We start from the raw sequence: 23,896 nt of genomic DNA on the forward strand, positions 1-23,896 counted from the left end.
TCCATGAAGCCCAAGGATTTCGCGTGGCCACGACTGCCAACTTCACGATGATCGGCGTCGCCGGACGGCGCTTGCGGGTGGGCCAATGGCATGTCCAGCCGGCGGCGCGCGGCACCTCTGCGCGGCCGGCACTGCGGCCCCTCGTGATCCTCAGCGGCATCGGCATGAACATGGAAATGCTCGAGCCGATCGCCAGCCGCCTGCCCGGCCGCCGCATCGTGAGCTTCGACATGCCGGGCATCGGCCAGTCGCCCGATCCGATCTTCCCTTACACCATCCCGCACATGGCGCTGACGCTGGCCGCACTGCTCGATCGGCTGCGGATCGATTCGGTCGACCTGCTCGGCATCAGCTGGGGCGGCGCGGTGGTGCAGCAGTTCGCCTTCCAGCACCGCGCGCGGACCGGCAAGCTGGTGCTCGCCGCGACTTCGGCGGGCGGGACGATGATCCCGGGCAATACCTCGCTGCTGGGTCAGATGTTTGATCCGATGGCATATTCTGTCGAGAAGACGCTGCGCCGCAACCTTGCCATGGTCTACAACGGCGGCGGCGCGGATCGGGTCTCGCTCAATGCCGCAACCGCGCCCTCGCCGCTCGGCTGGAGCTGCCAGATGGCGGCCTTCGCGGGCTGGAGCAGTGCGCCGTTCCTGCCGCTGCTGAGCATGCCGGTCATGGTCATGGGCGATGAGGACGACCAGCTCATCCCGCCCGCCAACCTGCATTTCCTTCACAACGCGATTCCCGGCAGCAGGCTGGAGATGAGCGACGGCGGCGGGCACTTGTTCATGCTCGCGCGCCCCGATGCCTTCATCGAAAAGCTGACCGGATTTCTCGACGCGTAACCGCGCGGCACCGCAGGCGTTGACCCCGGCGTGATCCTCTGACTTAATCGGGCAGTTAAACGTGACGGCCCTCCGCGATGAGTCGGCTGCACGGGGATAGAGGAGCCTGCTGATGCCGACCTATGACCTGATTGTCCGGGGAGGAACCATCGTGGACGGTACGGGCCGGCCGCGCTTTACCGGCGATGTTGCCGTTCAAGGCGGCCTGATCGCCGCGGTTGGCAAAGTGAGCGGCACCGCCAAGCGCGAGATCGACGCGACGGGCAAGGTCGTCGCACCGGGCTGGGTCGACATCCACACGCACTATGACGGGCAGGCCACCTGGGATCAGGAAATGGCGCCAAGCTCGTGGCACGGCGTGACCACCGTCGTCATGGGCAACTGCGGCGTGGGCTTCGCGCCCGCTGCGCCCGACCGGCACGAGTGGCTGATCGGTCTGATGGAAGGCGTCGAGGACATTCCCGGCACCGCGCTCGCCGAGGGGCTCAAGTGGGACTGGGAGACCTTCCCCGAATACCTCGACGCGCTCGAGCGCCTGCCGCGCAGCGTGGACGTGGCGACCCATGTCCCGCACGGCGCGGTGCGCGCCTACGTGCTGGGTGACCGCGAAAAGCCGGGCGCCATTCCGACTGACGAAGACATTGAAAAAATGTCTAAAATTGTCGAGGAAGGGGTCCGCGCAGGGGCGCTCGGCTTCTCGACCAGCCGCACGGTGATCCACAAGAGCGTAGATGGAGAAGTTGTCCCCGGCACCACCGCCACCGCAGAGGAACTGATCCGCATCGGCCGCGCGATGGGCCGCGTCGGCCACGGCGTGTTCGAAATGGCGAGCGACATGAAGCGCGAATGGGACGAGTTCGGCTGGATGGGCGCGCTGAGCCGCGAGACCGGCCTTCCCGTCACGTTCGCCGCGCTGCAATCCATTGCCAAGGAACTGCCGCTGTCCGAGCAGATCGAGGAAATGACGCGGCAGAACGCAGCGGGCGCCAACATCGTCGCGCAGATCGCGCTGCGCGGCAACGGTATCGTGATGAACTGGCGCGGGACGGTGCATCCCTTCATGTTCCGCCCGACCTGGGCCACGCTCGCGGCGATGCCGCGGGAAGACCAGCTCGCGCACCTCGCCGATCCGGTGTTCAAGAAAATCATCCTCTCGGAAACGAACGTCTATCCCGAGAGCGACATCGTCCACCTCTATCGCGTGATCGGCGAAGGCTGGGCGAACCAGTACGAAATGGACGAAGGCTTCGACTACGAGCCGCAAGCGGACGCCAGCATCGCGGCACGCGCGGCGGCCAGGGGTGTTTCAGCGGAAAGCTATGCCTACGACCTGATGCTGGCGGACGGCGGCACCGGCTTCATCTATCTGCCGATCCTCAACTATGCCGACGGCAACCTCGATTTCCTCGAGGAACTGCAGGCGCGCGACGACTGCGTGAACTCGCTTTCCGATGGCGGCGCGCATTGCGGGACGATCTGCGATGCGGCCTCGCCCACCTTCATGCTCCAGCACTGGGTGCGCGATCGCAAGCGTGGTCAGCGGCTGAGCCTTGAGCAGGCGGTGAAGCGCCAGTGCCACGATACCGCGCGGCTCTATGGCATGAACGACCGCGGTGTGATCGCGCCGGGCGCGCTGGCCGATATCAACGTGATCGACATGGAGGCGCTGAAGCTGGGCAAGCCGTGGCTGGCGTTCGACCTGCCGGCGGGCGGCAAGCGCCTGCTGCAGAAGGCGGACGGCTATCTCTACACGATCAAATCGGGCGAAGTGACGTTCGAGAATGGCACCTGGACGGGCGCGGTGCCCGGCGTACTGGTGCGCGGGCCGCAACAGGCCGAAATGCTGGAGGCCGCAGAATGAGCAATGCCGCGATCCGTATCGGCGCCCCCGCGACACTCGACAGCCTTCATCTGGACCAGTTGCCCGATTGCGGCGATCCCGGCCCGGGCGAAATCCGCGTGCGGCTGCGCGCCTCCTCGCTCAACTTCCATGACTTCGCGGTGGTGACAGGCATGATGCCCGCCGCCGCAGGGCGCATTCCGATGTCGGACGGCGCGGGTGAAGTCGTGGCGGTGGGCGAAGGCGTGACGGCCTATGCGCCGGGCGACCTCGTTGTCTCGACCTTCTTCACCAACTGGGACGATGGCATGCCGCCGGCAACGGCTTTCACCACGGTGCCCGGCGACGGCATCGACGGCTATGCCCGCGAGGAAATCGTCGCACCGGCGGGCTGGTTCACGCGGGTGCCCAAGGGCTATTCGGCGGCAGAGGCGGCCACGCTGACCTGCGCGGGCCTCACCGCATGGCGAGCGCTGTTTGCCGATGGTTCGGTCAAGCCCGGCTCGACCGTGCTGGTGCAAGGGACCGGCGGCGTCTCGGTCTTCGCGCTGCAGTTCGCCAAGGCGGCCGGTGCACGGGTGATCGCGACAAGCTCCTCAGACGCCAAGCTGGAGCGCATGCGCGCGCTCGGTGCCGACGAACTGATCAACTACAAGGAAGTCCCCGATTGGGGCGTCAAGGCGCTGGAGCTGACCGGCGGACAGGGCGTCGACTGCGTGGTCGAAATCGGCGGCGCGGGCACGCTCGATCAATCGATGACGGCGTCGCGGGTGGGCGGCCACGTCGCGATGATCGGCGTGCTGGCGGGGTTTGCCGGGCCGGTTCAGACCGCGATGCTGATGTTCAAGAACCTGCGCGTGCAGGGCCTCACCGTGGGATCACGCGCGATGCAGCTCGACATGATCGCCGGGATCGAGGCGAACGGCATCAAGCCGGTGATCGACAGCCACTTCCCGCTGGCGGGTCTTGCCGATGCCTTCCGCCATCAGGCGAGCAATACCCACTTCGGCAAGATCGTCGTCGATATCTGAAGGTCAGGCGGCATAACGCAAGGGCTCTGCGCCGCCCATATTCGGTTGCGCCAACGCGAAGCGGCCGACGAGCGCGGCCATGCGGTCCGCCTCGCCCGCCAGGTTGCGCGAGGCGGCGGTCGCTTCCTCGACCATCGCCGCGTTCTGCTGGGTCATGACGTCAAGCTCCCGCACGGTCTCGCGGACCTGACCGATGTTGGTGGCCTGCGCGCTAGCGGCGGTTGCAATATTGCTCGCAAGGCCCGCGATCTCGCCGACCTTGCCGACAATCCGCGCAAAGGTATCGCCGGTCTGACCGACGAGCGCGACGCCGCGTTCGACCTGCACCGAGCTCTGGCCGATCAGCGTCTTGATATCGAGCGCAGCCTCCGCCGAGCGCTGGGCGAGCGCACGCACTTCGTTGGCTACGACGGCGAACCCGCGTCCAGCATCCCCCGCGCGGGCGGCTTCGACCCCGGCGTTGAGCGCGAGGAGGTTGGTCTGGAAGGCAATGCCATCGATCACTGCGATGATCTTGCCGATTTCCTGCGCGGAATCGTGGATGTCGGTCATCGCCTGAACCGCTTCTTCAACCACGCCGCCACCAGCCTGCGCGTCACCATGCGCGGCCTGGACAGAATCGTGAAGGTGCGCTGCGTCGTCGGCTGTACTGCCAACGCTGGCCGCGAGCGCAGTCATCGCCGCAGAGGCTTCCTCAAGGCTGGCGGCTTGCTGTTCGGTGCGACGGGCAAGGTCGTCCGAGGCCTGCCGGATCTCCTGCGCGCCGACGTCCACGGCGCGCGAGGTCTGCGTGACATCGCCGAGCGCCGTGCCGACCTGACCGCGCATTGTCTCGAAATCATTGTAGATTGCCGCAAATTCAGGCGGAAGCTTCTCTAGCGGGGTGCTGAAATCGCCATCGGTCATGCGCTGGAGTGCCGCGCCGAGAGCCTCGATCACCGTGCTGCGGCGCTCCTCCTCGACCGCAAAATAGGTCGCGACCGCAATTTCCATGTCAAGCAGCGCCATCTTGACGAGCGTGGCAATGCGCTTTGCCTTGCCGCCCGAAAGCGGGCCGGCCATTGCGGTGATGACCGGTTCGAGCACGCTGGCATAGGCGCCGATGTACCACTGCGGGGAAAGACCGATGCGCGCGTGGACCTTGCCGACGCGTTCGGCACGCTCGAAGTACTCGGCATTGGCGCCGCCGGTGAAGAGAGCCTGCCAATGGGCAATCTGCTTGGCCTTGGCCGAGCCCATGGCCGCTCTCGAAGCAAAGAACCCTGCGGTTTCCGGTGTGGCCGAGATCTGTTCGTAGAGCTTGTCGAGCGCTGCGGGACCGGCACTTGCAACCACTTTCCCAATGCCGGGGAAGCGGGCCTTATCGTCTGCTTTGATCGAAAAGAAGGCCAGCTTCTTTGCGACGTCACGGTTATCCATCGACGTGATCCCATTCGTTTACGTCCGAATCGGATAGACCAGCAACAATTCGTAACCGAGAAATCGTCGATAAGCGTCAATCCCTAGGAGCGCGCAAACGGCGCGACCGGGGACCAGAAAAATCAGCACGCATTTCAACGATATCCGAGCCGCTTGGCAGCGTGCCGGCACAAACATGCCCTTTGGGGCAATTGACCACGCTCCCTGCAAGCAGCCGGTTCGCAGCAGCGGCGTGATACGAGCCGCACCGCCCGCAGTATCAGTGCGGATCAGACCCGCATCGGCATCAGGACATAGAGCGCAGCCGACTTGTCGTCCTTGCGGATGAGCGTCGGTGCGCCGGCGTCGGCGAGGTGGAGTTCCACCATGTCGCCGTCGATCTGGCTGAGGATGTCCTTGAGGTAATTGGCGTTGAAGCCGATCTCGAAGCCCGCCGCGCGGTATTCGGCGGCGATTTCTTCGGCGGCGGTGCCGTTCTCCGGGCTGGTGACCGAAAGCGTGACCTTGTCGTTTTCGAGCGCCATCTTGACCGCGCGGGTCTTTTCCGTGGCGATCGTGGCGACGCGGTCCACACCTTCGAAGAAGCTGCGCGGATCGAGGCGAAGCAGCTTGTCGTTGCCGGTCGGGATCACGCGGCTGTAGTCCGGGAAGGTGCCGTCGATCAGCTTGCTGGTGAGCACGACGCCGTGTTCGCCGCCGAGCGTGAAGCGCACCTTGCTGGCCGAGAGGTCGATCAGCACAGCGGTATCGAGCACGTCTTCAAGCAGCTTGCGCAGTTCGCCCACGCATTTGCGCGGCACGATCACATCCGGCATGCCCTCGGCGCCATCGGGCCGGGGGATCGTGTAGCGCGCGAGGCGGTGGCCGTCGGTCGCGGCGGCCTTGAGCACCGGCTGGGCTTCGTCCGCGACGTGCAGGAAGATGCCGTTAAGGTAGTAGCGGGTTTCCTCGGTCGAGATCGCGAAGCGGGTGCGGTCGATCAGTTCGGCGAGAATGCGCGCAGGCACTTCGAAGCTCGTCGGCAGATCGCCTTCGACGATCACCGGGAAATCATCGCGCGGCAGCGTGGGCAGCTGGAAGCGGCTGCGCCCGGCCTTGACGACCATGCGGCCTTCGGAAGCATCAAGGCTGACCTGGCTGCCATCGGGCAGCTTGCGCGCGATATCGAACAGGAGATGCGCGGAAACGGTGATCGCGCCGGGGCGCTCCACCTCACGCGCGGGCATCGTCTCGATGATCTGGAGATCGAGGTCGGTCGCCATGAGGCGGACCGAACCATCGGGCGAAGCCTCGATCAGCACGTTCGAGAGGATAGGGATGGTATTGCGCCGCTCCACCACCGATTGCACATGGGACAGGCAGCGTAGCAAGGTCGCGCGTTCGATCGTGGCCTTCATTCTCGTCTCGTGTCCCCCGCCCTTGCGGTTCCCGGCAAGGGACCGTTGAGGGCTGTGTAGCTGGCGTCCCCGCGCGCATGGAATCGCTGGCGAAGACGGGTTGTTACTGGACTATCTTCCTTAACGCACGCCCCGCCACGGGCAAGCGCAAGCCGCCTTCGCAGCGGCGAAGCTGTGCATAAATGCAGCGAAAACGGCGCGGTTGCCTCGCAGGGTCAATCGAGCACGCGAAGCGCGTCGAACATCTGCGCGGTGGCGGCGATCCATGCGGTAATCAGGCCCCAGCCGACGGGCGTTACCTTGGCCGGATCCTGCCCCGCCTCGGCCAGCGCGGTGGAGACGCGGCGCAAGTCTCCCTGGGTCACTTGCGTCGCGGGATTGTTGGCATTGCCGGGACCGATATCGAGCGCCTTGTCGATCAGTTCGGATGGCAGCCCTTCCGCCTTGAGCTTCGCATCGAGCCCATCACGCGCCATCCGGCCGTGCACATAGCCGAAATAGGCATCGCGCTGCTTGTCATTGAGGAACTGGTCCGCAGCGCAGCGATCGACCAGGGCATGAAGCGTGTCCATCGCCGGCTTGCTGCGTGCCTCGTCAAGCGTGAGCATGCTGTCGGCCAGCTGCGCGTCGAGCCCTTCGGGCGCCGCGATCACTGCGCAGGCCAGCGCCTGCGGTGGGCGCGCCTGCGCGGAAAAGGGGATGGCGGCTAGCGCCAGCAGGAGCGCGGCGCGCCGCATCACGATCAGGACAGCATCGCCATGCCGCCATTCACGTGCAGCGTCTGCCCGGTGACATAGCCCGCATCGCGGCTGGCGAGATAGGCGACCGCCGCGCCGATGTCCCCGCCCTCGCCCATGCGGCCCATCGGGATGCGGGCGTTGAGCGCATCCTTCTGCGCATCGGGGAGCACGTCGGTCATCGCGGTGCGGATGAAGCCGGGAGCGACGCAGTTCACGGTGATGCCGCGCGTGGCGAGTTCCTGCGCGAGGCTCTTCGACATGCCGACAAGGCCCGCCTTGGCGGCGGCATAGTTTACCTGTCCCGGATTGCCGGTCGCGCCGACAACGCTGGTGATCGTGATGATCCGCCCGAAGCGCGCCTTCATCATCGGCTTGGAGGCAGCGCGCATGAGGCGGAAGGCGGCCTCGAGATTGACCTTGATGACCGCATCCCATTCCTCGTCCTTCATCCGCATCGCGAGATTGTCGCGCGTGATGCCGGCGTTGTTGACGAGGATATCGACCTTCCCGAGCGTATCGATCGCGGCGGGCACGAGATGCTCGACCTGCTCGGTGTTCGAGAGATCGCAGGTGATCTCGACGTGGTCGTGCCCATACGTGTCGTTCAATTCCTCGCGGAAGGAACGCAGCTTGGAGGGGTTGGTGCCGGACAGCGCAAGCCGCGCGCCCTGCCGAGCCAGCGAATGGCTGATCGCCGAGCCGATGCCACCGGCAGCGCCGGTGACGAGGGCGGTCATGCCGGTCAGATCGAAGAGGCGGTGTTCCATGGCTTAGAGCTCCTTCGCGAAGGCTTCGATATCGGCCATGCCGACCACGCTGGCAACCGCTACATCAGCGACCGAACGGTTGATCATCGGGCCGACGACCTTGCCGCCAAGCTCGACGAAGTGCTCGACCCCCGCTGCACCCAGCGCGATCATGCTTTCGCGCCAGCGCACGCGGCCTGTGACCTGCTCGACGAGGAGGCGGCGGACTTCTTCGGGGTCCGTTACCGGCGCGGCGGTGACATTGGCCATGAGGGTGACGCGCAGCGCGCCCGGGGGGGTGCGCTCCAGCGCTTCGGCCATTGCATCGGCGGCGGGCTGCATCAGCGGGCAGTGGAACGGCGCCGAAACGGGGAGCGCGATGCCGCGCTTGATGCCGTGCTCCTTGACCATCGCAATCGCGCGCTCGATCGCGGACTTGTGGCCGGAGAGGACGACCTGCCCCGGATCGTTGTCGTTGGCGACGGTGCAGACTTCACCCTCGGCGGCAGTGGCGGCAAGCGCGGTCGCCTTCTCGATATCGGCGCCAAGCAGCGCGCACATCGCGCCTTCGCCCACCGGTACGGCAGCCTGCATGGCGGACCCGCGCAGGCGCAGCAGGCGGGCGGTGTCGGCAAGGCTGAAGGCGCCTGCAGCACAGAGCGCGGTATACTCGCCAAGGCTGTGGCCGGCGACGAACTGCGCCTTGTCGGCCAGCACAAGGCCGCATTCCTTCTCGAGCACGCGCAGCACGGCCACGGCGTTGGCCATGATCGCCGGCTGGGCATTGGCGGTGAGCGTCAGTTCATCTTCCGGTCCCTCGGTCATCAACGCGAAGAGCTTCTGGCCGAGCGCGTCATCGACTTCCTCGAAAACCTCACGCGCGGCAGCGCTGGCGGCGGCGAGCTCTGCGCCCATGCCCAGCTTCTGGCTGCCCTGCCCCGGAAAAACGAATGCCCGCATCAACACACTCCTGCTGTGAAGCAGCGCGCCTAGTGATTCGCGGGAGGCGCCTCAAGCCCGAATGCGACAATCTTGTTATCAACATCGTGCCCGATATCGGCGCGGCCGAGCCAGGGAATGCCGCTGCGGGCGCACCAGTCGCGCGCGATCGCCTCCTCGTCGGCGCCGAAGGGGACGTCGTTTTCGGGCACATCGCCGACGCGGCCGAGCCGAAGACCGGCAATGCCGCGAAGCTGCGCGGTGACGTGGAAGAACAGCCGGTCCACCGCGTAGAGATGCTCGGAGACTTCCTCGACCATCACGACATGGCCGGAAAGATCGGGTAGCAGCGGCGTGCCGCAGAGCATCGCAAGCGTGGTGAGATTGAACGCGGCGCGGGGGCGATCGTCCTGCACCGGCTCCGTGCCCGAGCGGTCTCCGGCAAGCCAGCGCAGGCTGCGCAGCACAGCCTCCGCACCGCCCTCGCGGCGGATGTCGCCCGGCATGGGGGCGTGGACCGGCTGGCCGACGCGCGCGCGGTAGAGCGCGGCGAGAAGGTAGCCGGTATCGGAATAGCCGAGGTATGCCTTGCCGCGCGCGGCTGGGGCCAGCGCTGCGACGGCGTCTGCGGCGATGCGGTTCGAGCCGTAACCGCCGCGCGCGAACCAGACGGCATCGAAGGCGGGATCATTGGCGCATTCGAGGAACGCCTCCAGCCGCTGCGCATCGGTGCCGGCGAAATGGCCATGCTCGAGGAAACACTGCGGGTGGAACACGAGTTCGAGACCGGGCATTTCGCCCGCGAGCGCGTCCACCGCCGCCGCATCCTGTGGCGTGATCGAGCGGGCAGGCGCGCAGATGGCGATCCGGGGCATGCGCCTTCCTAACCCGGTTGCGCTGCGCCGCAAGGGCGCATACCGCTTGCCGTCATGAGCATGGACCTTACCGCACACCCCTGGTTCTTCTGCGGCATCGGCGGATCGGGCATGCTGCCGCTTGCGCTGATCCTGCAAGGCAAGGGCGCGCAGATCGCGGGATCGGACCGCAGCCGCGATCAGGGGCGCACGCCGGAAAAGTTCGCCTGGCTGGAAAGCCTGGGCTTCGTGCTGCACCCGCAGGATGGCAGCGGGATCACTTCGGCCGAGCAGATCCTCGTCGCCTCGGCGGCGGTGGAGGATACCGTGCCCGAAATGGTGCGTGCGGCCGAACTGGGCTGCCGCCGCATGCGCCGGGCGGACCTGCTTTCCACGCTGTTCAACGCGGCGCCCACCAGCATCGCGGTGGGCGGCACCAGCGGCAAATCGACCGTGACGGGCATGCTGGGGTGGATCCTCACCGCCTGCGGGCGCGATCCCACGATCATGAACGGCGCGGTGATGAAGAACTTTGCGGGGCCCGATGCGCCCTTTGCCAGCGCGCGGGTCGGCGCTCCGGCGGGACCGTTCGTTTCCGAAGTCGACGAGAGTGACGGCTCGATCGCGGCCTACCGGCCAAGCATTGCCGTGCTCAACAACGTCAGCCTCGATCACAAGAGCATGGAGGAACTGCGCGGCCTGTTTGGTGATTTCCTCGCGCGGGCGGGAACGGCCGTGGTCAATCTCGACGACGCGGAAAGCGCCGCGCTTGCCAGCCGCGCGTCGGGCGGTGCGCTCACTTTCGGCATAGGGACCAGCGCGGCGGACATCGGCGTGGTGGAGGGCAGCGTGGCCGAATCGCCGCTCGGCATTTCAGCCATGATCGAACATCGCCGCACCGCCGAGCGTCACGCGCTGGCGCTGAAGGTGCCCGGACGGCACAATCTGTCCAACGCGCTGGCGGCGCTGGCTGCGGCGCAGGCGGCAGGCGTGCCGCTGGGCGACGCGGTGCGGGCGCTGGAGGGCTACGCAGGACTTGCGCGGCGGTTCGACGTCGTCGGCACGAGCCCGGACGGCGTGACGGTGATCGACGACTTCGGACACAATCCGGAAAAGGTCGCCGCGACGCTCGCCACGCTGAAAGCGCATCCGGGCCGGGTGATCGCGTTCTTCCAGCCGCACGGTTATGGCCCGCTGCGCCAGATGGGCACGGAACTGGCCGAAGTGCTGGCCACGCGGCTGGGCGCCGGGGACCGCGCGATCCTGTGCGACCCGGTCTATTTCGGCGGCACGGTCGACCGCTCGGTGGGCAGCGAACGCATCGTCGAGATGATCCGCGCCCACGGCGGCACGGCCGAGCACATCCCGGCGCGCGCCGACTGCGCGGCGCGCATGGCCGAACTGGCCGCGCCCGGAGATCGCATCGTGATCATGGGCGCGCGGGATGACACGCTATCCGCCTTTGCCCGCGACCTGCTGGCGCGGCTGACATAAGCCATCTGGCCTAAGCCATCTGGCCTAAACCATCAGCCCAACGGGCCGATGGCGTCCAGCAGCGATGTCGTGAGGCGCAGGCCGCGCGTGGTCAGGCTCACATAGCGGCGGCGGGCATCTTCCTGATCCGCCACGCGCACAATCAGCCCCTCCCGCTCAAGCCGGGCGATCCAGCGCAGCACAGTGGTGGAAGGCAGGCCCGCGCCCGCGCAAACACTCGAAACCTGCAAGGCCGTCCGGGTCTTGCGGGCAATGAACAAGTCCAGAAGGATATCCCAACCGGGCTCTCCGAAAAGGCCCTTGATCGGGCTTGCCGCATCGCGGCGGCGGCGCGCTTCATAAAGCAATTTCGCAATGCGGAGCGTTTCCGCATCCAAATCGACATGACCGTCCAATGCCAACTCCTCGCATTCCAAGGAACGTTCGCCGCCAAACTCGTTTGCCCCGCCGCTGGGCTGTCGGAACCTGGCGCTGACTGTTTTCGCGGTCAGTCTTATCGTTACGCGACCCTTGGGATTCTCATGATCAATCAACTATCAATCATGCCATATATGTAACCATGTTGCGCAATATTGGTAAGCCTGCTGCGGAGGAATATAGTCCGGATCGGTTGCAACTTTAGTTATTTTTCATAACTCATTGATGGCAGGATGTTGATGCGCCACGAGGTCCTGCTGTCGCCACCTGCCACTTGGCAGCAGGCGGCGGCTGCGGCATGAGCGCACCATGATCGGATTTCGGCGTTCAAAACCTGCGGCCACGGATGCTCAGGCCCTTGCCAAAGTGGGCGAACGTGTGCGCGCGCGGCTCGAGGCTGATCCCAGCGTCTACCGGCTGCCGATCGATGCGATCGAAATCTATGGCGTCGCGGATTTCTTCACCGCGGAGGAATGCGCGCGGCTGATCCGGATGGTGGATGCGGTGGCGCGCCCCTCCCCAACTTATCACAACAATGCCGACAGCGGACGGACGAGCTACAGCGGCGATGTCGACCCCGATGATCCGTTCATCCGCATGCTGGAGCGGCGGATCGACGACCTGATGGGGATCGACCACGCGCATGGCGAGGTGATCCAGGGTCAGCGCTATGAACCGGGGCAGCAGTTCCGCGCGCACTTCGATTACTTCGATACCTCGGCCAGCTACTGGCCGACCGAGGAAGGCCGCGGCGGGCAGCGCACGTGGACGGCGATGGGCTACCTCTCGGACGTGGAAGCCGGCGGGGCGATCGAGTTTCCCAAGGCGCCGATCTCGGTGCCCCCGCAGAAGGGCGCGCTGCTGGTGTGGAACAACATGGGCCGCGACGGGAAGCCGAACCCGCTGACCATGCACGCCGGGCGGCCGGTGGAGCGGGGGGTGAAGTATATCGTGACGAAGTGGTACCGCGCGCGGCCCTGGTATTAGGCCGCAGGCAAGGTACTTGGTTAGAGGAGCGTCCTGTTTCGGCAGGCGATCAATTATGCCTTTTCGTCTGAAATACTTGGTATATTGCATGCTACGATAGGCCAGCCCGTCATCACGGTAGGACGCGAGTCTGATCACTTACGATGTGCGTATATGCGCCACCATCACCGTCAGCGGTGAACTCTATCCCTACCTCGGCCGTTCTCCCGCACAGTTCGATTGGCCATATCTCGGTCCAACGCCCCTTGTAACGAACGCCGAATTGCACTGGTCCAAGGTCAGACTCCTCCGAAGCGATGCGCATAACTCCCACGATTGGCTTCTCTTCTGCGGCGCAGTTCAGACCGTTCCGCTTGAGAGCAATATGCGCACCAAGCAACGCAGATCGGAACGTGTCCGCGATGAGGGATTCCCAAGCATAGGATGTCCCTCTATTCACGCGTATGGTCTTGAGACTGGCATCCGCTTTCTGGAGCACCATAAACCGGACGGGCGCTGTATCGCAGGACGGTATTTGCACAATGACGAACCACGCGTTGCGCAGAGTTCCGCCAACCCGGCCGTTGAAAGCGTAGCGATCCGCCGTCGCGGGCTCCACTTGCCGGACACTAATGTCAGTGGCCCTGCATGCCGGGTTCTGACTGTATAGCACCGCTAAAGAGTTTCGAACCTCGCTCAGTATGATCTGTTCTGCGGGAGCTGGTGCTGCATCGTTCCACTCGGCGAGTTTGCGCAACACGAGGGGATGTTGTGCAAAGGCAGGATTTGACGGCACGAACGTTAAAGTCAGCAAAGCAAAAAGCTGCACACAAAATTTTATCACCGGGCACCCTGCCGTATAATCTGAGTGCCTTATGGTAAATGTTGAATGCCTGACCTACAACTATCGTTGTATCCAGAATGAAAGTTCGCTTCCGGGTATTGAGGGTACACAGATATAGTTTCTACGACGCTGCACGTGCCGCACATCTAATTCGAAACCGCAGCCAAGCCATCACTCCATCGTCAGTTCCACGCCTTCCAGCGCTTCGGCAATCAACCGCCGCGTCCCCGCGATCCCGTAGAGCGCGATGAAGCTGCCCATGCGGGGGCCTTGGGCCGAGCCGAGCAGCGTCTCGTAGAGCGCCTTGAACCAGTCTCGCAGGCTTTCGAAGCTGTAGTGCGGGTCCTTGCCGATCTCGTAGACGATGTTCTGCAGCAGTTCCGCCGTTGCATCGTCGCTGGTCGCGGCAAGTTCCTCGTCCAGTGCGGCCAGCGCGCGGGCTTCGTTGGGCTCGGGCTTGCGGCGCTTCAGCGTCGGGGCGACGAAATCGCGGTTGTATGCCAAGGCTGATGTGACGAGCGCGTCGAGCGCGGGGTGCGCGGCGGGATCGGCGTTTTCGACATAGTTGCCGAGGTACGACCAGACCTGCGCCCGCGTCGCAGATGCACCCAGCACGCCGACAAGGTTGAGCAGGAGGCCGTAGGTGACGGGGAGCGTATCGCCATCGCCGCCATGGTAGCCGTTGGCGCGCAGCAGGTGCCAGACCGGGTTGCCGAGCTGCTGTTCGATAGGCTGCGAGGGCAGCTTTTCGCGGAACTGCCAGTATTCATCGACCGCGCGGGGGATCACCCCGGCGTGGAGCGACTTGGCGCTCTTGGGCTCGCGAAACAAGTAGAAGCCGAGGCTTTCCTCGCTGCCATACTCCAGCCACTGCTCGATGGTGAGGCCGTTGCCCTTGGACTTGGAGATCTTCTCGCCGTTCTCGTCGAGGAACAGCTCGTAGATCAGGCCTTCCGGGCGGCGGCCGCCGAGGACTTGCGCGATGCGGCCCGAATAGAGGTGGCTGTCGGTCAGGTCCTTGCCGCACATCTCGTAATCGACGCCAAGCGCGGTCCAGCGCATGCCCCAATCGACCTTCCACTGCAGCTTGGACTTGCCGCCGAGCACCGACTGGACGACCACTTCGCCCTGATCCTCGAAGCGCACGAGGCCGGCTTCGGCATCGACGACTTCGAGCGGCACTTGCAGCACTTCGCCGGTCTTCTCGCTGATCGGCAGGACCGGCGAATAAGTGCGGCGGCGCTCTTCACGCAGGGTGGGGAGCATGATGTCCATGATCGCGCCGAAGTTGCGCAGGACGTTCTTCAGCGCATCGTCGAACGCGCCGGAATTGTAGCGGTCGCTGGCCGAGACGAATTCGTAGTCGAAGCCGAACTGGTCAAGGAACTGGCGCAGCATCGCGTTGTTGTGGTGCGCGAAACTTTCGAACTTCTCGAAGGGATCGGGAATACGGGTGAGCGGGTGGCCGAGCTTTTCGGCCAGTACCTGCTTGTTGGGCACGTTGTCCGGCACTTTGCGCAGGCCGTCCATATCGTCCGAGAAGGCGATCAGGCGCGTGGGGTGGCCGCCCGTGAGCGTCTCATAGGCGCGGCGCACGAGCGTGGTGCGCAGCACTTCCTGGAAGGTGCCGATATGCGGCAGGCCCGAGGGGCCGTAACCCGTCTCGAACAGCACGGGGACGAGATCACCCTTCGCATCGCGCTTGCCGCCGGGGAAGCGTTTCACGATCTTGCGCGCTTCCTCGAACGGCCAGGCCTTGGAGGTCTGGCTGGCGGTGAAGACATCAAGCGGTGCGGGGTTTTCTGCGTTTTCCATAGCGCCGACCCTTTTGCGGAAGGCCCCCGCCAGCGCAAGGAAAAGCTTGTGCGAAAGGCAGCGGGGTCGCTACCGATCCGCCAAACAGGGTTTGGGAGACAGTATGGAATACGATGAGGTCATGCTCGGGCGGCGCAGCATTCGGGGATACAAGCCTGATCCGGTGCCGCAGAAGCTGATCGAGGAAATTCTGACGATCGCGATGCGCGCGCCGACCTCGATGAACACGCAGCCCTGGAATTTCTACGTGATCACCGGCGAGCCGCTGGCGCGTATCCGGCAGGGCAATACCGAGCGCATTCTGGCGGGCTTCCCGGATAGCCGCGAGTTCCGCAAAGGCCAGCCCTTTGCCGGCGTGCACCGGGAGCGGCAGATCGGCGTCGCCAAGCAGCTCTTCGCCGCGATGGGGATCGCGCGCGATGATGCGGAGATGCGGCAGGACTGGGTGCTGCGCGGCTTCCGCCAGTTCGACGCGCCGGTCTGCGTGATCGTGACCTATGACAAGGTGCTGGAAGGCAGCGACGACACCCCGTTCGATTGCGGCGGTGTGGTCAATGCGCTCGTCAATGCGGCGTGGTCGCGCGGGCTTGGCACGGTGATCAACAGCCAAGGCATCATGCAATCGCCGGTGGTGCGCGAGCATGCCGGGATTGCGAACGATCAGGTGATCATGAAAAGCATCGCTTTGGGCTGGCCGGACGAGAGCTTCCCGGCGAACGCGGTCGTCTCGGAGCGCAAGTCGGTGGCCGAGGCGGCGACGTTCGTCGGGTTCGAATGAGGCTGTAACGCCCTCCTAACCGGCGCGTGCGACAATCGGCGGCATGGAAACGCTGACGACACCGCCTTCGCCCGAGCTCGAATCGATCCTGCGGCGCGAACTGATGACCGGGGAACGCCTGCTGTGGAGCGGCAGGCCGGACCCCTCGCGGCTGCGTGCCGTCTTCGCGATCTGGTTCTTCGCGGTGCCGTGGACGGCCTTTGCGCTGTTCTGGGAAGCGATGGCCCTGCTGCCGTGGATGGCGAGCTCGCACACGCCGCTTGGCATCCAGTGGAGCTTCGGGATCATCTTCCCGCTGTTCGGCCTGCCCTTCATCGGCATCGGCCTTGGCATGCTGTGGATGCCCTTCAAGGCGCGCCGCAAGGCCGCGCAGACGATCTACGGCCTTACCGATCGGCGGATGCTGCGCGTGACCGCTGGTACCAAGCGCGAGAGCGCCAGCGTACTGATCAGCCAGATGGGCCCGATAGACGTGACCGCCGATGCCGACGGTTACGGAAACTTGCGCATCCAGACCGGGACCCGCATCGACAGCGACGGCGACAAGATAACCGAGCGCTTCGAGGTCTTCGGCGTGCCAGGCGTGAACCAGTTGGAAAGCTTGCTGCTGGAGCAGAAGACCCCAGCCTGAGCTCAACCCGTCCTCTCCCAATCCTCTCCCCTGCAGGGGAGAGGACTAGAACTTACTTCAGCAGGGAAAGCACGTTCTGCTGGGCCTGATTGGCCTGCGCGATCATCGCGGTCGAGGCCTGGCTCAGGATCTGCGCCTTGGCCATCTGCGTCGTCTCGGCCGAATAATCGGTATCGAGAATACGGCTGCGTGCGTCCGAGAGGTTCGTCACGTTGTCGGTAAGGTTGTTGATCACCGATTCGAGACGGTTCTGGCCCGAACCGAATTCGGCGCGCGCGGCGTTGACCGCAGTCAGCGTGGCATCAACATTGTCCATCGTGGTGCCGGCCTGAGCGGGCGTCGAAACATCGATCGCCTGCGGAGTCGTCGCCGGATCATAGGTGGTGTTGGCGCCGCCGAAGAGCTTGGTGCCGTCAATCGCCCTGCTGCGCAGATCCACGGTGTCGGTCGTGTTGCTTCCGGTCTGGATCGAGAAGGTCGTGTCGTCCGAACCATCCGCTGCAGGAGCGGCACCGGTCACGGTGAACAGCTTGGTGCCGTTGAACGTGGTCTTCTCCAGCACTTCGCTGATCTGCGAGGTGAGGTTCGCAACTTCCGACTGCATCGAAGTGCGATCGGTAGTGGTGTAGGTTTCCGACTTGGCCTGAATCGCCAGTTCGCGGATGCGCTGCAGCATTGCGGTGACTTCGTTGAGCGCACCATCGGCGGTCTGAGCGAAGCTGATACCGTCGTTGGCGTTGCGGATACCCTGGCCCATGCCCTTGATCTGCGAGGTCATGGTGGTGGTGATCGCGAGGCCGGCGGCATCGTCCTTCGCGCCGTTGATGCGCTTGCCAGTCGAAAGCCGCTCCATTGCCACACCAGCCATCTTCGAGGCGTTGGTTGAGGCATTGGATGCGCGGATTGCGCTGATATTCGTGTTGATAACTGCCATGATGCCCATTCTCCACTATGGGTTGAGGCGTGTGGCCCCATGCATGTCCCGGAATGCCAGAACGGCCGAACCTTGCCGGGTTTAAGGCAAGCACCCTGCAACCCTATGTGTTGCCCCATGGGGGGAGCACGTAAGGCCCCGGCTTGCCCAGCACCGGGCTTTGCTCTCTAGTGCCTGGGCCATGGCTGCCCCCTCCCTCCCCGCAATCCATGCCAGCCACAGCGGCTGCTGGCTGCGCGACCTTGCCGGCACGCGTCCGGTGGGCAAGGGCGAGGCGATCATGGCTGCGGCCGATACGCCGCTGCTGCTGCTCAACGCGCCACTGATCGCGAGCCGGCTGGGCTATCCAGACCTCTCCGGGCTCGATCTGCTGGAGCTTTTCGCCTTCGTGCACCCTGCCCGCTTCATGGTGCCGACGCCCAAGGGCCTCGCGCAGGCGCTGGGGCTGGCCGAACCGGCGAGCGACGATGGCGTGCCCGCGCTGTTGCAGGCCGCCGCCGAGGCGCTGCTCGCCGTGTGTGAGGACCCCGTCTGGCCCGAGCGCGAGGGGGCGTGGAGCGCGCTGCAATCGCTGGTGCGGCTGCGCTGGCCCTGGGCAGGGCTGCTCGCGCCGAAGATTGCCCAGCCGCAGCGGGCGGAGCGCTGGCTGTTTTCCCGCCTGCCCGAATGGGAGGAAGCGCCCGAGCGGCCGCAGCCCGCGCAGATCGTGCTGGGCGACGATGCGATCACGGCGCGGCTCGCCGAATTGACGGGCAGCGCGGCGGAGCTGCGCCCCGCTCAGCAGGCCTATGCGCGGGCGGCGGGCGCGATGTTCGCACCGCGCGGGGGGCAGCGCCAGCCGCATGTGGTGCTGGCGCAGGCGGGCACCGGGACCGGCAAGACCTTCGGCTATCTCGCCCCCGCCTCGCTCTGGGCCGAGCGTTCGGGCGGCACGGTCTGGGTTTCGACCTATACCAAGGCGCTGCAACGGCAGCTGCGGCGCGAAAGCCGCGCGGCCTTCCCACCGGAGCGCGCGGTGCAGGCCGGGCGTGTCGGCCCGCCGGTGGTGGTGCGCAAGGGGCGGGAAAACTACCTCTGCCTGCTCAATCTGGAAGACGCGCTGCAGGGCGGCTTTACCGGGCGGCCGGCGATCATGGCGCAACTGGTCGCGCGCTGGGCGGCATACTCGCAGGACGGCGATATGATCGGCGGCGATCTGCCGGGCTGGCTTGGCACGCTGTTCAGGAAACGCGGGATCACCGCGTTGACCGACCAGCGCGGCGAATGCGTCTATGCTGGGTGCCCGCATTTCCGGAAGTGCTTTATCGAACGGGCAGCGCGCGCTTCGGCAGGGGCCGAGCTGGTGATCGCCAACCATGCGCTGGTGATGATCAATGCGGCCCGCGCGCGGGAGCAATCGCAGCGGCCCACGCGGATCGTGTTCGACGAAGGCCATCACGTGTTCGAAGCGGCGGACAGCACCTTTGCCGCGGCGCTGACCGGCGCGGAGACGGTGGAACTGCGGCGCTGGGTGATCGGGCCCGAGGGCAACCAGCGCGGGCGGCGGCGGGGCCTTGCGGCGCGATTGGCGGATGTCGCGAGCTATGACGATGAAGGCGCCCGCGCGATTGCCGATGCGCGCGAGGCGGCAAGTGCGCTGCCGGGTGATGGCTGGTTGGCGCGGGTCGTCGAAGGCGCGCCCTTCGGCCCCATCGAGGACCTGCTGGCCGAAACGCGTGAACTCGTGCTCGCGCGGGATGAGAGCGGCGGGCAGGAAGCGGGTTACGGGCTGGAGACCGAGGCGGCACAACTCGGCGGCAGTTTCATCGAAGTGGCGGGCCGCGCGCAGGAAGCGCTGGAGGCCTTGCGCCAGCCGCTGATGCGCCTTGCCTTGCGGCTGGAAGCGCTGATCGAGGACGGGCCGGACTGGCTTGATGGCCCGGCGCGGGCGCGGATCGAAGGCGCGCGGGGAGCGATTGGCTGGCGCACCGATCTGATTGCGGGATGGATCGCGCTGCTGGCGCGGCTCGGGGGGCCGGGCGATCCCGTATTCGTCGACTGGCTGGCGCTGGAGCGCTCCGAGGGGCGCGAGTGGGATATCGGGCTGCACCGCCGCTATCTCGATCCGATGAAGCCCTTTGCCGAAGCAGTGCTGGCGGGTGCGCACGGGGTGATGATGACCTCCGCTACGCTGACCGACGGTGCGGAGACGCAGAGCGGCGAATGGGGCAGTGCTATCCAGCGCAGCGGCGCGCCCTATCTCGATGTGAGGCCGCAGGTGTTCGCGGCGGCAAGCCCCTTCGACTATGCGCGCAATGCCGAAGTGCTGATCGTGACCGACGTGCCCAAGGGCGATATCCCCGCGCTCGCCAATGCCTATGGACGGCTGATCGAGGCCTCGGGCGGCGGAGCGCTGGGGCTGTTCACCGCGATCCGGCGGCTGCGCGCGGTCTATGGCCGGATTGCCGACCGGCTGGCGCGCGGGGGCCTGCCGTTGTTTGCCCAGCATGTCGATCCCATCGATACCGGCACCTTGGTCGATATCTTCCGCGATGATCCGCGCGCCTCGCTGCTCGGCACCGATGCCCTGCGCGACGGAGTGGACGTACCGGGCCACTCGCTGCGGCTGGTGGTGATGGAGCAGGTGCCCTGGCCCAAGCCTTCGATCCTACACCGTGCGCGGCGGCTGGCGCATGCGGAGAAGTTCGGAGGCGGCGGGCAGGCGCATGACGACCGCATCATCCGCGCGCGGCTGGCGCAGGCCTTCGGGCGGCTGATCCGCACAGGTACGGACCGGGGGCATTTCGTGGTCCTATCCTCGGCCTTTCCGTCCCGCCTCCTCACCGCATTTCCGCCGGGCACGCCGGTGCGCCGCGTGACGCTCGATGCGGCTTTACAAAGCGTCGCAGGCCGTGTTTCAGACGAGGCAAGCGCAGCCGCGCAGCCCAGTCAGACTGACGAGTCCCGCCTTTGAAAACGCTCGCTCTTCTGCGCCACGCGAAGTCCGACTGGTCCGACGCGCGGGCCCGCGATTTCGACCGGCCCCTCAATGCGCGCGGGGTGCGCGGGGCGCGGGCGATGGGCGAATACATCAAGAGCACCTGCTTACGCTTCGACCGGATCATCGCCTCACCCGCAGTGCGCGTGGCCGAGACGATCGAGGAAGCAAGCAAGGCCTGGGGACACACCTTCCCGGTCGAATGGGACCGGCGCATCTACCTCGCCAGTTCCGCGACGCTGATCGACTTGCTACGCGAGCTATCGGGCGAGCCGGAAAGCGTGCTGATGATCGGGCACAATCCGGGGCTTGAAGACCTGATCTTCGACCTCGTGCCCGACGACGGCACCAGCCCGCTGCGCGAGGAAGTGGAAGTGAAGTTCCCGACCGCAACCTTTGCCGTGATGGAACTCGCCATCGAGCGCTGGGCCGATCTGGAGGAGCGCTGCGGGAAGCTGGTTTCGATGAAGCGCCCGCGCGATCTGGACCCGGATTTGGGACCGACGCTGAACGATTAAGCTTGAAAGGGTTTCTCGCAGAGACGCAGAGGAAAAGAAGATCGCCGAGTTTTTAGACTTGGCACGATCGCACCGCAGTTTCGCAATGCCCTTTTTCAATATCAATCACGGTCAATATGCAGAGAAACAGTTTTCAGAACATTCTTCATAAACATAATTGAATATAATATTAAAATTGATAGAAATAAATCAACAAAAATACCTTTATCAATTGAATTAGAAATTCCTGAATAAAAATAGAATAAATCTCTTGTGACAATAATTGTTACAACAAAGGCATAAAATGTAATAATAACAAGCATAATGTCAAGAAATGGAATAACATATCTGGCAAAAACTCGAAATTGCTGAGGTCTTCTTTTCCAAAAACCCAAGGGACCTTGCCACATAAAAACCCCCAGTTACGTCACGCTTGGCCACTACTTTGAGGCAAAACCGTCAGCCAAACCGCTTCCAGTCACGCAGGAATCAAAAACTGCAAGGTCTGGAAAGATATAAAGCCCTCGGCTCGGCGGAGCATCTCTGCGCCCTTCTTTTCCTCAGCGTCTTTGCGAGAAACCCCTTTCCGCCCCCTCAATCCTTCAAAGCATCCGCCAGCCTTCCCCGAATCGTTTCGAGGTGGCGGCGCAGGACGCGGATGGCGGCGATGATTTCGTCTTCCGCAGGCATCGGGGCAGCACTCGCTGGTGCAGACTCAGCCATTGGCTCGGGCGCGGCGGCTGGCGCAGGCCTCGCCCCGCCCTTCCCCGCAAGCGCCTGCCTTGCGCCGCGGATGGTGTAGCCTTCGCGGTGGAGGAGCTGGTCGATCCGCGCGACGAGCGCGATGTCTTCAGGCCGGTAGTAGCGGCGGCCGCCGGCGCGGGTCAGCGGGCGGAGCATGGGGAACTGCTCTTCCCAATAGCGCAGGACATGCTGCTTGAGGCCGAGCGCGTTCGCGACTTCGCCGATCGTGCGCAGGGCATCCGGCGCCTTGCCGTCCTGAAAGGCAGGAGCGGTGCTGGGCGCGGTTCCCGGGGTATCAACTGCTGGCAGCAATCCTGTCCTTCAGCATCTGGCTTGCGCGGAACGTCATGACGCGGCGCGGGGTGATGGGCACTTCCACACCGGTCTTGGGATTGCGACCGATGCGTTCAGCCTTGTCCCGTAGCAGAAAGGTTCCGAATCCGGAAATCTTTACGTTTTCACCCTCAGCCAGCGCCTCGCACATATGATCGAGAATGGACTCGACCATGCCCAGCGAGTCTGCACGAGACAGGCCGACGCGGCGATTGATGCTCTCTGCAAGATCTGCGCGAGTAAGAGTTCCCACCGAACGCATCCTCGATTCCCCCGATAAAAAAGCGACAAGCTAGCTTGACACAATACAGTGTCCGCCGCGCTTTACAATCCGCTTTCCACATTATTTTATCGGCCAATCCATTGGTCCGCAACGAAAACTGTTGCCACCCACGCTCAGGATTGGGGAAATCAGACGCGGAGGAGGCTGGCGCCCCACGTGAATCCGCCGCCCATCGCCTCGAACATGACGAGATCGCCGGGCTTGATCCGGCCGTCGCGCACGGCGGTATCGAAGGCCAGCGGCACCGAAGCGGCACTGGTATTGGCATGGCGATCGACGGTCACGATCACCTTGTCCTCGGGCAAGCCGAGCTTGCGCGCGGTGGCATCGAGAATGCGGGCATTGGCCTGATGCGGCACGACCCAGTCAACATCGGCCGACGTGTAACCGGCGGCTTCCAGCACTTCCTCCAGCACGGCGGCGAGGTTCACGACAGCATGGCGGAACACCTCGCGGCCCTTCATGCGCAGCTTGCCAACCGTGCCGGTGGTCGACGGGCCGCCGTCCACGTGGAGCAGATCGTTGTAGGCGCCATCGGCGTGGAGCCGGGTGGCGAGAATGCCGGGCGCAGCGGGATCGTTTTCGTCCACCTCCACCGCTTCGAGCACCACCGCACCCGCGCCATCGCCGAAGAGCACGCAAGTGGTGCGGTCTTCCCAATCGAGCAGGCGGCTCATCGTCTCGGCGCCGATCACCAGCGCGCGCTTGGCAGCGCCCGTGCGCAGCAGCGCATCGGCGGTGGCGAAGGCATAGAGGAAGCCCGAGCAGACCGCCGCGACGTCGAATGCGATGCCGCCGCGGCAGCCAAGCGCGTTTTGCACGATGGTCGCGCTAGCGGGGAAAGTCTGGTCCGGGCTGCAGGTGCCCAGCACGATGAGGTCGATCGAGGCCGCGTCAATCCCGGCGGCTTCCAGCGCCTTGCGGCAAGCTTCGGTCGCGAGCGTGGCGGTCGTCTCGCCCTCCCCCGCGATGTAGCGGTTGCGGATGCCGGTGCGCTCGACGATCCATTCGTCGGTCGTATCGACCATCGTCGCCATCTCGGCATTGGAAACGGCGCGCGCGGGCAGCGCGGACCCGCTGCCGCGAATGACGGAACGCAGGGTCATGCCGACGTCTCCGGCGCGGGCCGGACGCGGGTTGCCGCGCTGCGCATGACATCCTGGCCGACTTCGGCAAGGTCAGCCGCGATGCGCTCGGTCAGCCGTTCGGACAGGAGCCGCGCCGTCACCGCAACCGCATGGGCGACGCCGAGCGCCGATGCACTGCCATGGCTTTTCACGACTACACCGTTGAGACCAAGGAACACCGCGCCATTGTGATTGTTGGGATCGAGATGATGCTTGAGCAGCTCGGTCGCCGGTTTGGAAATGAGGAA

The 23,896-nt window shown here is 65.0% G+C and carries 22 protein-coding genes and 1 pseudogene; 9 read left to right on the forward strand and 14 right to left on the reverse strand.

The features are described from left to right. The first annotated feature begins 23 nt into the window (after positions 1-23). From K5Q19_RS14620 to K5Q19_RS14630, 3 genes are all read left to right on the forward strand, one after another. Positions 24-842 carry an alpha/beta hydrolase gene (locus K5Q19_RS14620; RefSeq protein ID WP_292946547.1) on the forward strand — a complete coding sequence of 273 codons (819 nt, stop codon included), beginning with the start codon at positions 24-26 and terminating at the stop codon, positions 840-842. A gap of 112 nt (positions 843-954) precedes the next feature. After that, positions 955-2,703, forward strand: a complete 1,749-nt coding sequence (locus tag K5Q19_RS14625) for a D-aminoacylase (RefSeq protein WP_292946550.1) — start codon at positions 955-957, stop codon at positions 2,701-2,703. Continuing rightward, a complete protein-coding gene (locus K5Q19_RS14630; RefSeq protein ID WP_292946553.1) occupies positions 2,700-3,713 on the forward strand; it encodes an NAD(P)-dependent alcohol dehydrogenase in 1,014 nt (337 codons plus the stop codon). The genes K5Q19_RS14625 and K5Q19_RS14630 overlap by 4 nt, the downstream gene beginning before the upstream one ends. A 3-nt stretch (positions 3,714-3,716) precedes the next feature. On the opposite strand, the gene K5Q19_RS14635 is transcribed toward K5Q19_RS14630, so the two are convergent. The 6 genes from K5Q19_RS14635 to K5Q19_RS14660 form a co-directional block, all read right to left on the reverse strand. Next, positions 3,717-5,132 carry a globin-coupled sensor protein gene (locus tag K5Q19_RS14635; protein ID WP_292946555.1) on the reverse strand — a complete coding sequence of 472 codons (1,416 nt, stop codon included), beginning with the start codon at positions 5,130-5,132 and terminating at the stop codon, positions 3,717-3,719. A 269-nt stretch (positions 5,133-5,401) separates the two neighbouring features. Further along, positions 5,402-6,529, reverse strand: a complete 1,128-nt coding sequence (gene dnaN / locus K5Q19_RS14640; protein ID WP_292946558.1) for a DNA polymerase III subunit beta — start codon at positions 6,527-6,529, stop codon at positions 5,402-5,404. Positions 6,530-6,744: 215 nt separating this feature from the next. Next, positions 6,745-7,266, reverse strand: coding sequence for a hypothetical protein (locus tag K5Q19_RS14645; RefSeq protein WP_292946603.1), 522 nt, complete (start codon positions 7,264-7,266; stop codon positions 6,745-6,747). A 5-nt stretch (positions 7,267-7,271) separates the two neighbouring features. Next, entirely contained in the window at positions 7,272-8,036 is a 765-nt protein-coding gene (gene fabG, locus K5Q19_RS14650) for a 3-oxoacyl-[acyl-carrier-protein] reductase (RefSeq protein WP_292946561.1), read from the reverse strand. Positions 8,037-8,039: 3 nt separating this feature from the next. Continuing rightward, a complete protein-coding gene (fabD, locus tag K5Q19_RS14655) occupies positions 8,040-8,975 on the reverse strand; it encodes an ACP S-malonyltransferase (protein ID WP_292946564.1) in 936 nt (311 codons plus the stop codon). A 29-nt stretch (positions 8,976-9,004) separates the two neighbouring features. Next, positions 9,005-9,829, reverse strand: a complete 825-nt coding sequence (locus K5Q19_RS14660) for an LD-carboxypeptidase (protein WP_292946566.1) — start codon at positions 9,827-9,829, stop codon at positions 9,005-9,007. Between the two features lie 60 nt (positions 9,830-9,889). On the opposite strand from K5Q19_RS14660, the gene K5Q19_RS14665 reads away from it, so the two are divergent. Next, positions 9,890-11,302 carry a Mur ligase family protein gene (locus tag K5Q19_RS14665; RefSeq protein ID WP_292946569.1) on the forward strand — a complete coding sequence of 471 codons (1,413 nt, stop codon included), beginning with the start codon at positions 9,890-9,892 and terminating at the stop codon, positions 11,300-11,302. A gap of 32 nt (positions 11,303-11,334) precedes the next feature. Here the strand turns inward: K5Q19_RS14665 and K5Q19_RS14670 are convergent, their stop codons facing one another. Continuing rightward, the gene (locus K5Q19_RS14670) at positions 11,335-11,697 is read right to left on the reverse strand and encodes a winged helix DNA-binding protein (RefSeq protein WP_292946572.1); all 363 of its coding nucleotides are present in this window, start codon (positions 11,695-11,697) and stop codon (positions 11,335-11,337) included. Positions 11,698-12,028: 331 nt separating this feature from the next. Here K5Q19_RS14670 and K5Q19_RS14675 point away from each other — a divergent pair, with 331 nt between their 5' ends. Then, entirely contained in the window at positions 12,029-12,706 is a 678-nt protein-coding gene (locus K5Q19_RS14675; RefSeq protein ID WP_292946575.1) for a 2OG-Fe(II) oxygenase, read from the forward strand. A 994-nt stretch (positions 12,707-13,700) separates the two neighbouring features. Here K5Q19_RS14675 and K5Q19_RS14680 read toward each other — a convergent pair. After that, entirely contained in the window at positions 13,701-15,344 is a 1,644-nt protein-coding gene (locus K5Q19_RS14680; RefSeq protein WP_292946578.1) for a lysine--tRNA ligase, read from the reverse strand. A gap of 103 nt (positions 15,345-15,447) precedes the next feature. Between K5Q19_RS14680 and K5Q19_RS14685 the strand changes: the two genes are divergently transcribed. Continuing rightward, positions 15,448-16,122, forward strand: coding sequence for a nitroreductase (locus K5Q19_RS14685; RefSeq protein WP_292946581.1), 675 nt, complete (start codon positions 15,448-15,450; stop codon positions 16,120-16,122). Between the two features lie 43 nt (positions 16,123-16,165). Then, entirely contained in the window at positions 16,166-16,753 is a 588-nt protein-coding gene (locus tag K5Q19_RS14690) for a hypothetical protein (protein ID WP_292946584.1), read from the forward strand. Between the two features lie 52 nt (positions 16,754-16,805). Here the strand turns inward: K5Q19_RS14690 and K5Q19_RS14695 are convergent, their stop codons facing one another. Continuing rightward, on the reverse strand, positions 16,806-17,687 hold the full coding sequence (locus tag K5Q19_RS14695; RefSeq protein ID WP_292946587.1) for a flagellin: 882 nt from the start codon (positions 17,685-17,687) through the stop codon (positions 16,806-16,808). 181 nt (positions 17,688-17,868) lie between these two features. Between K5Q19_RS14695 and K5Q19_RS14700 the strand changes: the two genes are divergently transcribed. Further along, a complete protein-coding gene (locus K5Q19_RS14700; protein WP_292946589.1) occupies positions 17,869-20,640 on the forward strand; it encodes an ATP-dependent DNA helicase in 2,772 nt (923 codons plus the stop codon). Next, entirely contained in the window at positions 20,637-21,182 is a 546-nt protein-coding gene (locus K5Q19_RS14705) for a histidine phosphatase family protein (RefSeq protein WP_292946592.1), read from the forward strand. Before K5Q19_RS14700 ends, K5Q19_RS14705 begins: the two co-directional genes overlap by 4 nt. Positions 21,183-21,283: 101 nt before the next feature. Here the strand turns inward: K5Q19_RS14705 and K5Q19_RS14710 are convergent, their stop codons facing one another. The 5 genes and pseudogenes from K5Q19_RS14710 to K5Q19_RS14730 form a co-directional block, all read right to left on the reverse strand. Then, a complete protein-coding gene (locus K5Q19_RS14710; protein WP_292946595.1) occupies positions 21,284-21,571 on the reverse strand; it encodes a hypothetical protein in 288 nt (95 codons plus the stop codon). 184 nt (positions 21,572-21,755) lie between these two features. After that, entirely contained in the window at positions 21,756-22,214 is a 459-nt protein-coding gene (locus K5Q19_RS14715) for a MerR family transcriptional regulator (RefSeq protein WP_292946605.1), read from the reverse strand. Beyond that, on the reverse strand, positions 22,201-22,500 hold the full coding sequence (locus K5Q19_RS14720) for an integration host factor subunit alpha (RefSeq protein ID WP_292946597.1): 300 nt from the start codon (positions 22,498-22,500) through the stop codon (positions 22,201-22,203). Before K5Q19_RS14720 ends, K5Q19_RS14715 begins: the two co-directional genes overlap by 14 nt. Before the next feature lie 149 nt (positions 22,501-22,649). Beyond that, a complete protein-coding gene (locus tag K5Q19_RS14725) occupies positions 22,650-23,627 on the reverse strand; it encodes a beta-ketoacyl-ACP synthase III (RefSeq protein ID WP_292946600.1) in 978 nt (325 codons plus the stop codon). Then, positions 23,624-23,896 (reverse strand): annotated as a pseudogene (locus K5Q19_RS14730) (phosphate acyltransferase); the annotation flags it as partial. The pseudogene K5Q19_RS14730 and the gene K5Q19_RS14725, both read right to left, overlap by 4 nt.

Source organism: Novosphingobium sp., assembly GCF_019748365.1.
In the GTDB taxonomy this organism is placed as follows: Bacteria; Pseudomonadota; Alphaproteobacteria; order Sphingomonadales; family Sphingomonadaceae; genus Novosphingobium.

What these genes read in the sequence shown, in the direction of transcription:
- K5Q19_RS14665 (WP_292946569.1), top strand. Translation starts at nt 9,890, where the DNA reads ATGGACCTTACCGCACACCCCTGGTTCTTCTGCGGCATCGGCGGATCG.
- K5Q19_RS14690 (WP_292946584.1), top strand. Translation starts at nt 16,166, where the DNA reads ATGGAAACGCTGACGACACCGCCTTCGCCCGAGCTCGAATCGATCCTG.
- K5Q19_RS14725 (WP_292946600.1), bottom strand. Translation starts at nt 23,627, where the DNA reads ATGACCCTGCGTTCCGTCATTCGCGGCAGCGGGTCCGCGCTGCCCGCG.
- fabD (WP_292946564.1), bottom strand. Translation starts at nt 8,975, where the DNA reads ATGCGGGCATTCGTTTTTCCGGGGCAGGGCAGCCAGAAGCTGGGCATG.
- K5Q19_RS14710 (WP_292946595.1), bottom strand. Translation starts at nt 21,571, where the DNA reads ATGTGGCAAGGTCCCTTGGGTTTTTGGAAAAGAAGACCTCAGCAATTT.
- K5Q19_RS14630 (WP_292946553.1), top strand. Translation starts at nt 2,700, where the DNA reads ATGAGCAATGCCGCGATCCGTATCGGCGCCCCCGCGACACTCGACAGC.
- K5Q19_RS14700 (WP_292946589.1), top strand. Translation starts at nt 17,869, where the DNA reads ATGGCTGCCCCCTCCCTCCCCGCAATCCATGCCAGCCACAGCGGCTGC.
- K5Q19_RS14660 (WP_292946566.1), bottom strand. Translation starts at nt 9,829, where the DNA reads ATGCCCCGGATCGCCATCTGCGCGCCTGCCCGCTCGATCACGCCACAG.
- K5Q19_RS14625 (WP_292946550.1), top strand. Translation starts at nt 955, where the DNA reads ATGCCGACCTATGACCTGATTGTCCGGGGAGGAACCATCGTGGACGGT.
- dnaN (WP_292946558.1), bottom strand. Translation starts at nt 6,529, where the DNA reads ATGAAGGCCACGATCGAACGCGCGACCTTGCTACGCTGCCTGTCCCAT.
- K5Q19_RS14695 (WP_292946587.1), bottom strand. Translation starts at nt 17,687, where the DNA reads ATGGCAGTTATCAACACGAATATCAGCGCAATCCGCGCATCCAATGCC.
- K5Q19_RS14720 (WP_292946597.1), bottom strand. Translation starts at nt 22,500, where the DNA reads ATGCGTTCGGTGGGAACTCTTACTCGCGCAGATCTTGCAGAGAGCATC.
- K5Q19_RS14675 (WP_292946575.1), top strand. Translation starts at nt 12,029, where the DNA reads ATGATCGGATTTCGGCGTTCAAAACCTGCGGCCACGGATGCTCAGGCC.
- K5Q19_RS14685 (WP_292946581.1), top strand. Translation starts at nt 15,448, where the DNA reads ATGGAATACGATGAGGTCATGCTCGGGCGGCGCAGCATTCGGGGATAC.
- K5Q19_RS14645 (WP_292946603.1), bottom strand. Translation starts at nt 7,266, where the DNA reads ATGCGGCGCGCCGCGCTCCTGCTGGCGCTAGCCGCCATCCCCTTTTCC.
- fabG (WP_292946561.1), bottom strand. Translation starts at nt 8,036, where the DNA reads ATGGAACACCGCCTCTTCGATCTGACCGGCATGACCGCCCTCGTCACC.
- K5Q19_RS14680 (WP_292946578.1), bottom strand. Translation starts at nt 15,344, where the DNA reads ATGGAAAACGCAGAAAACCCCGCACCGCTTGATGTCTTCACCGCCAGC.
- K5Q19_RS14635 (WP_292946555.1), bottom strand. Translation starts at nt 5,132, where the DNA reads ATGGATAACCGTGACGTCGCAAAGAAGCTGGCCTTCTTTTCGATCAAA.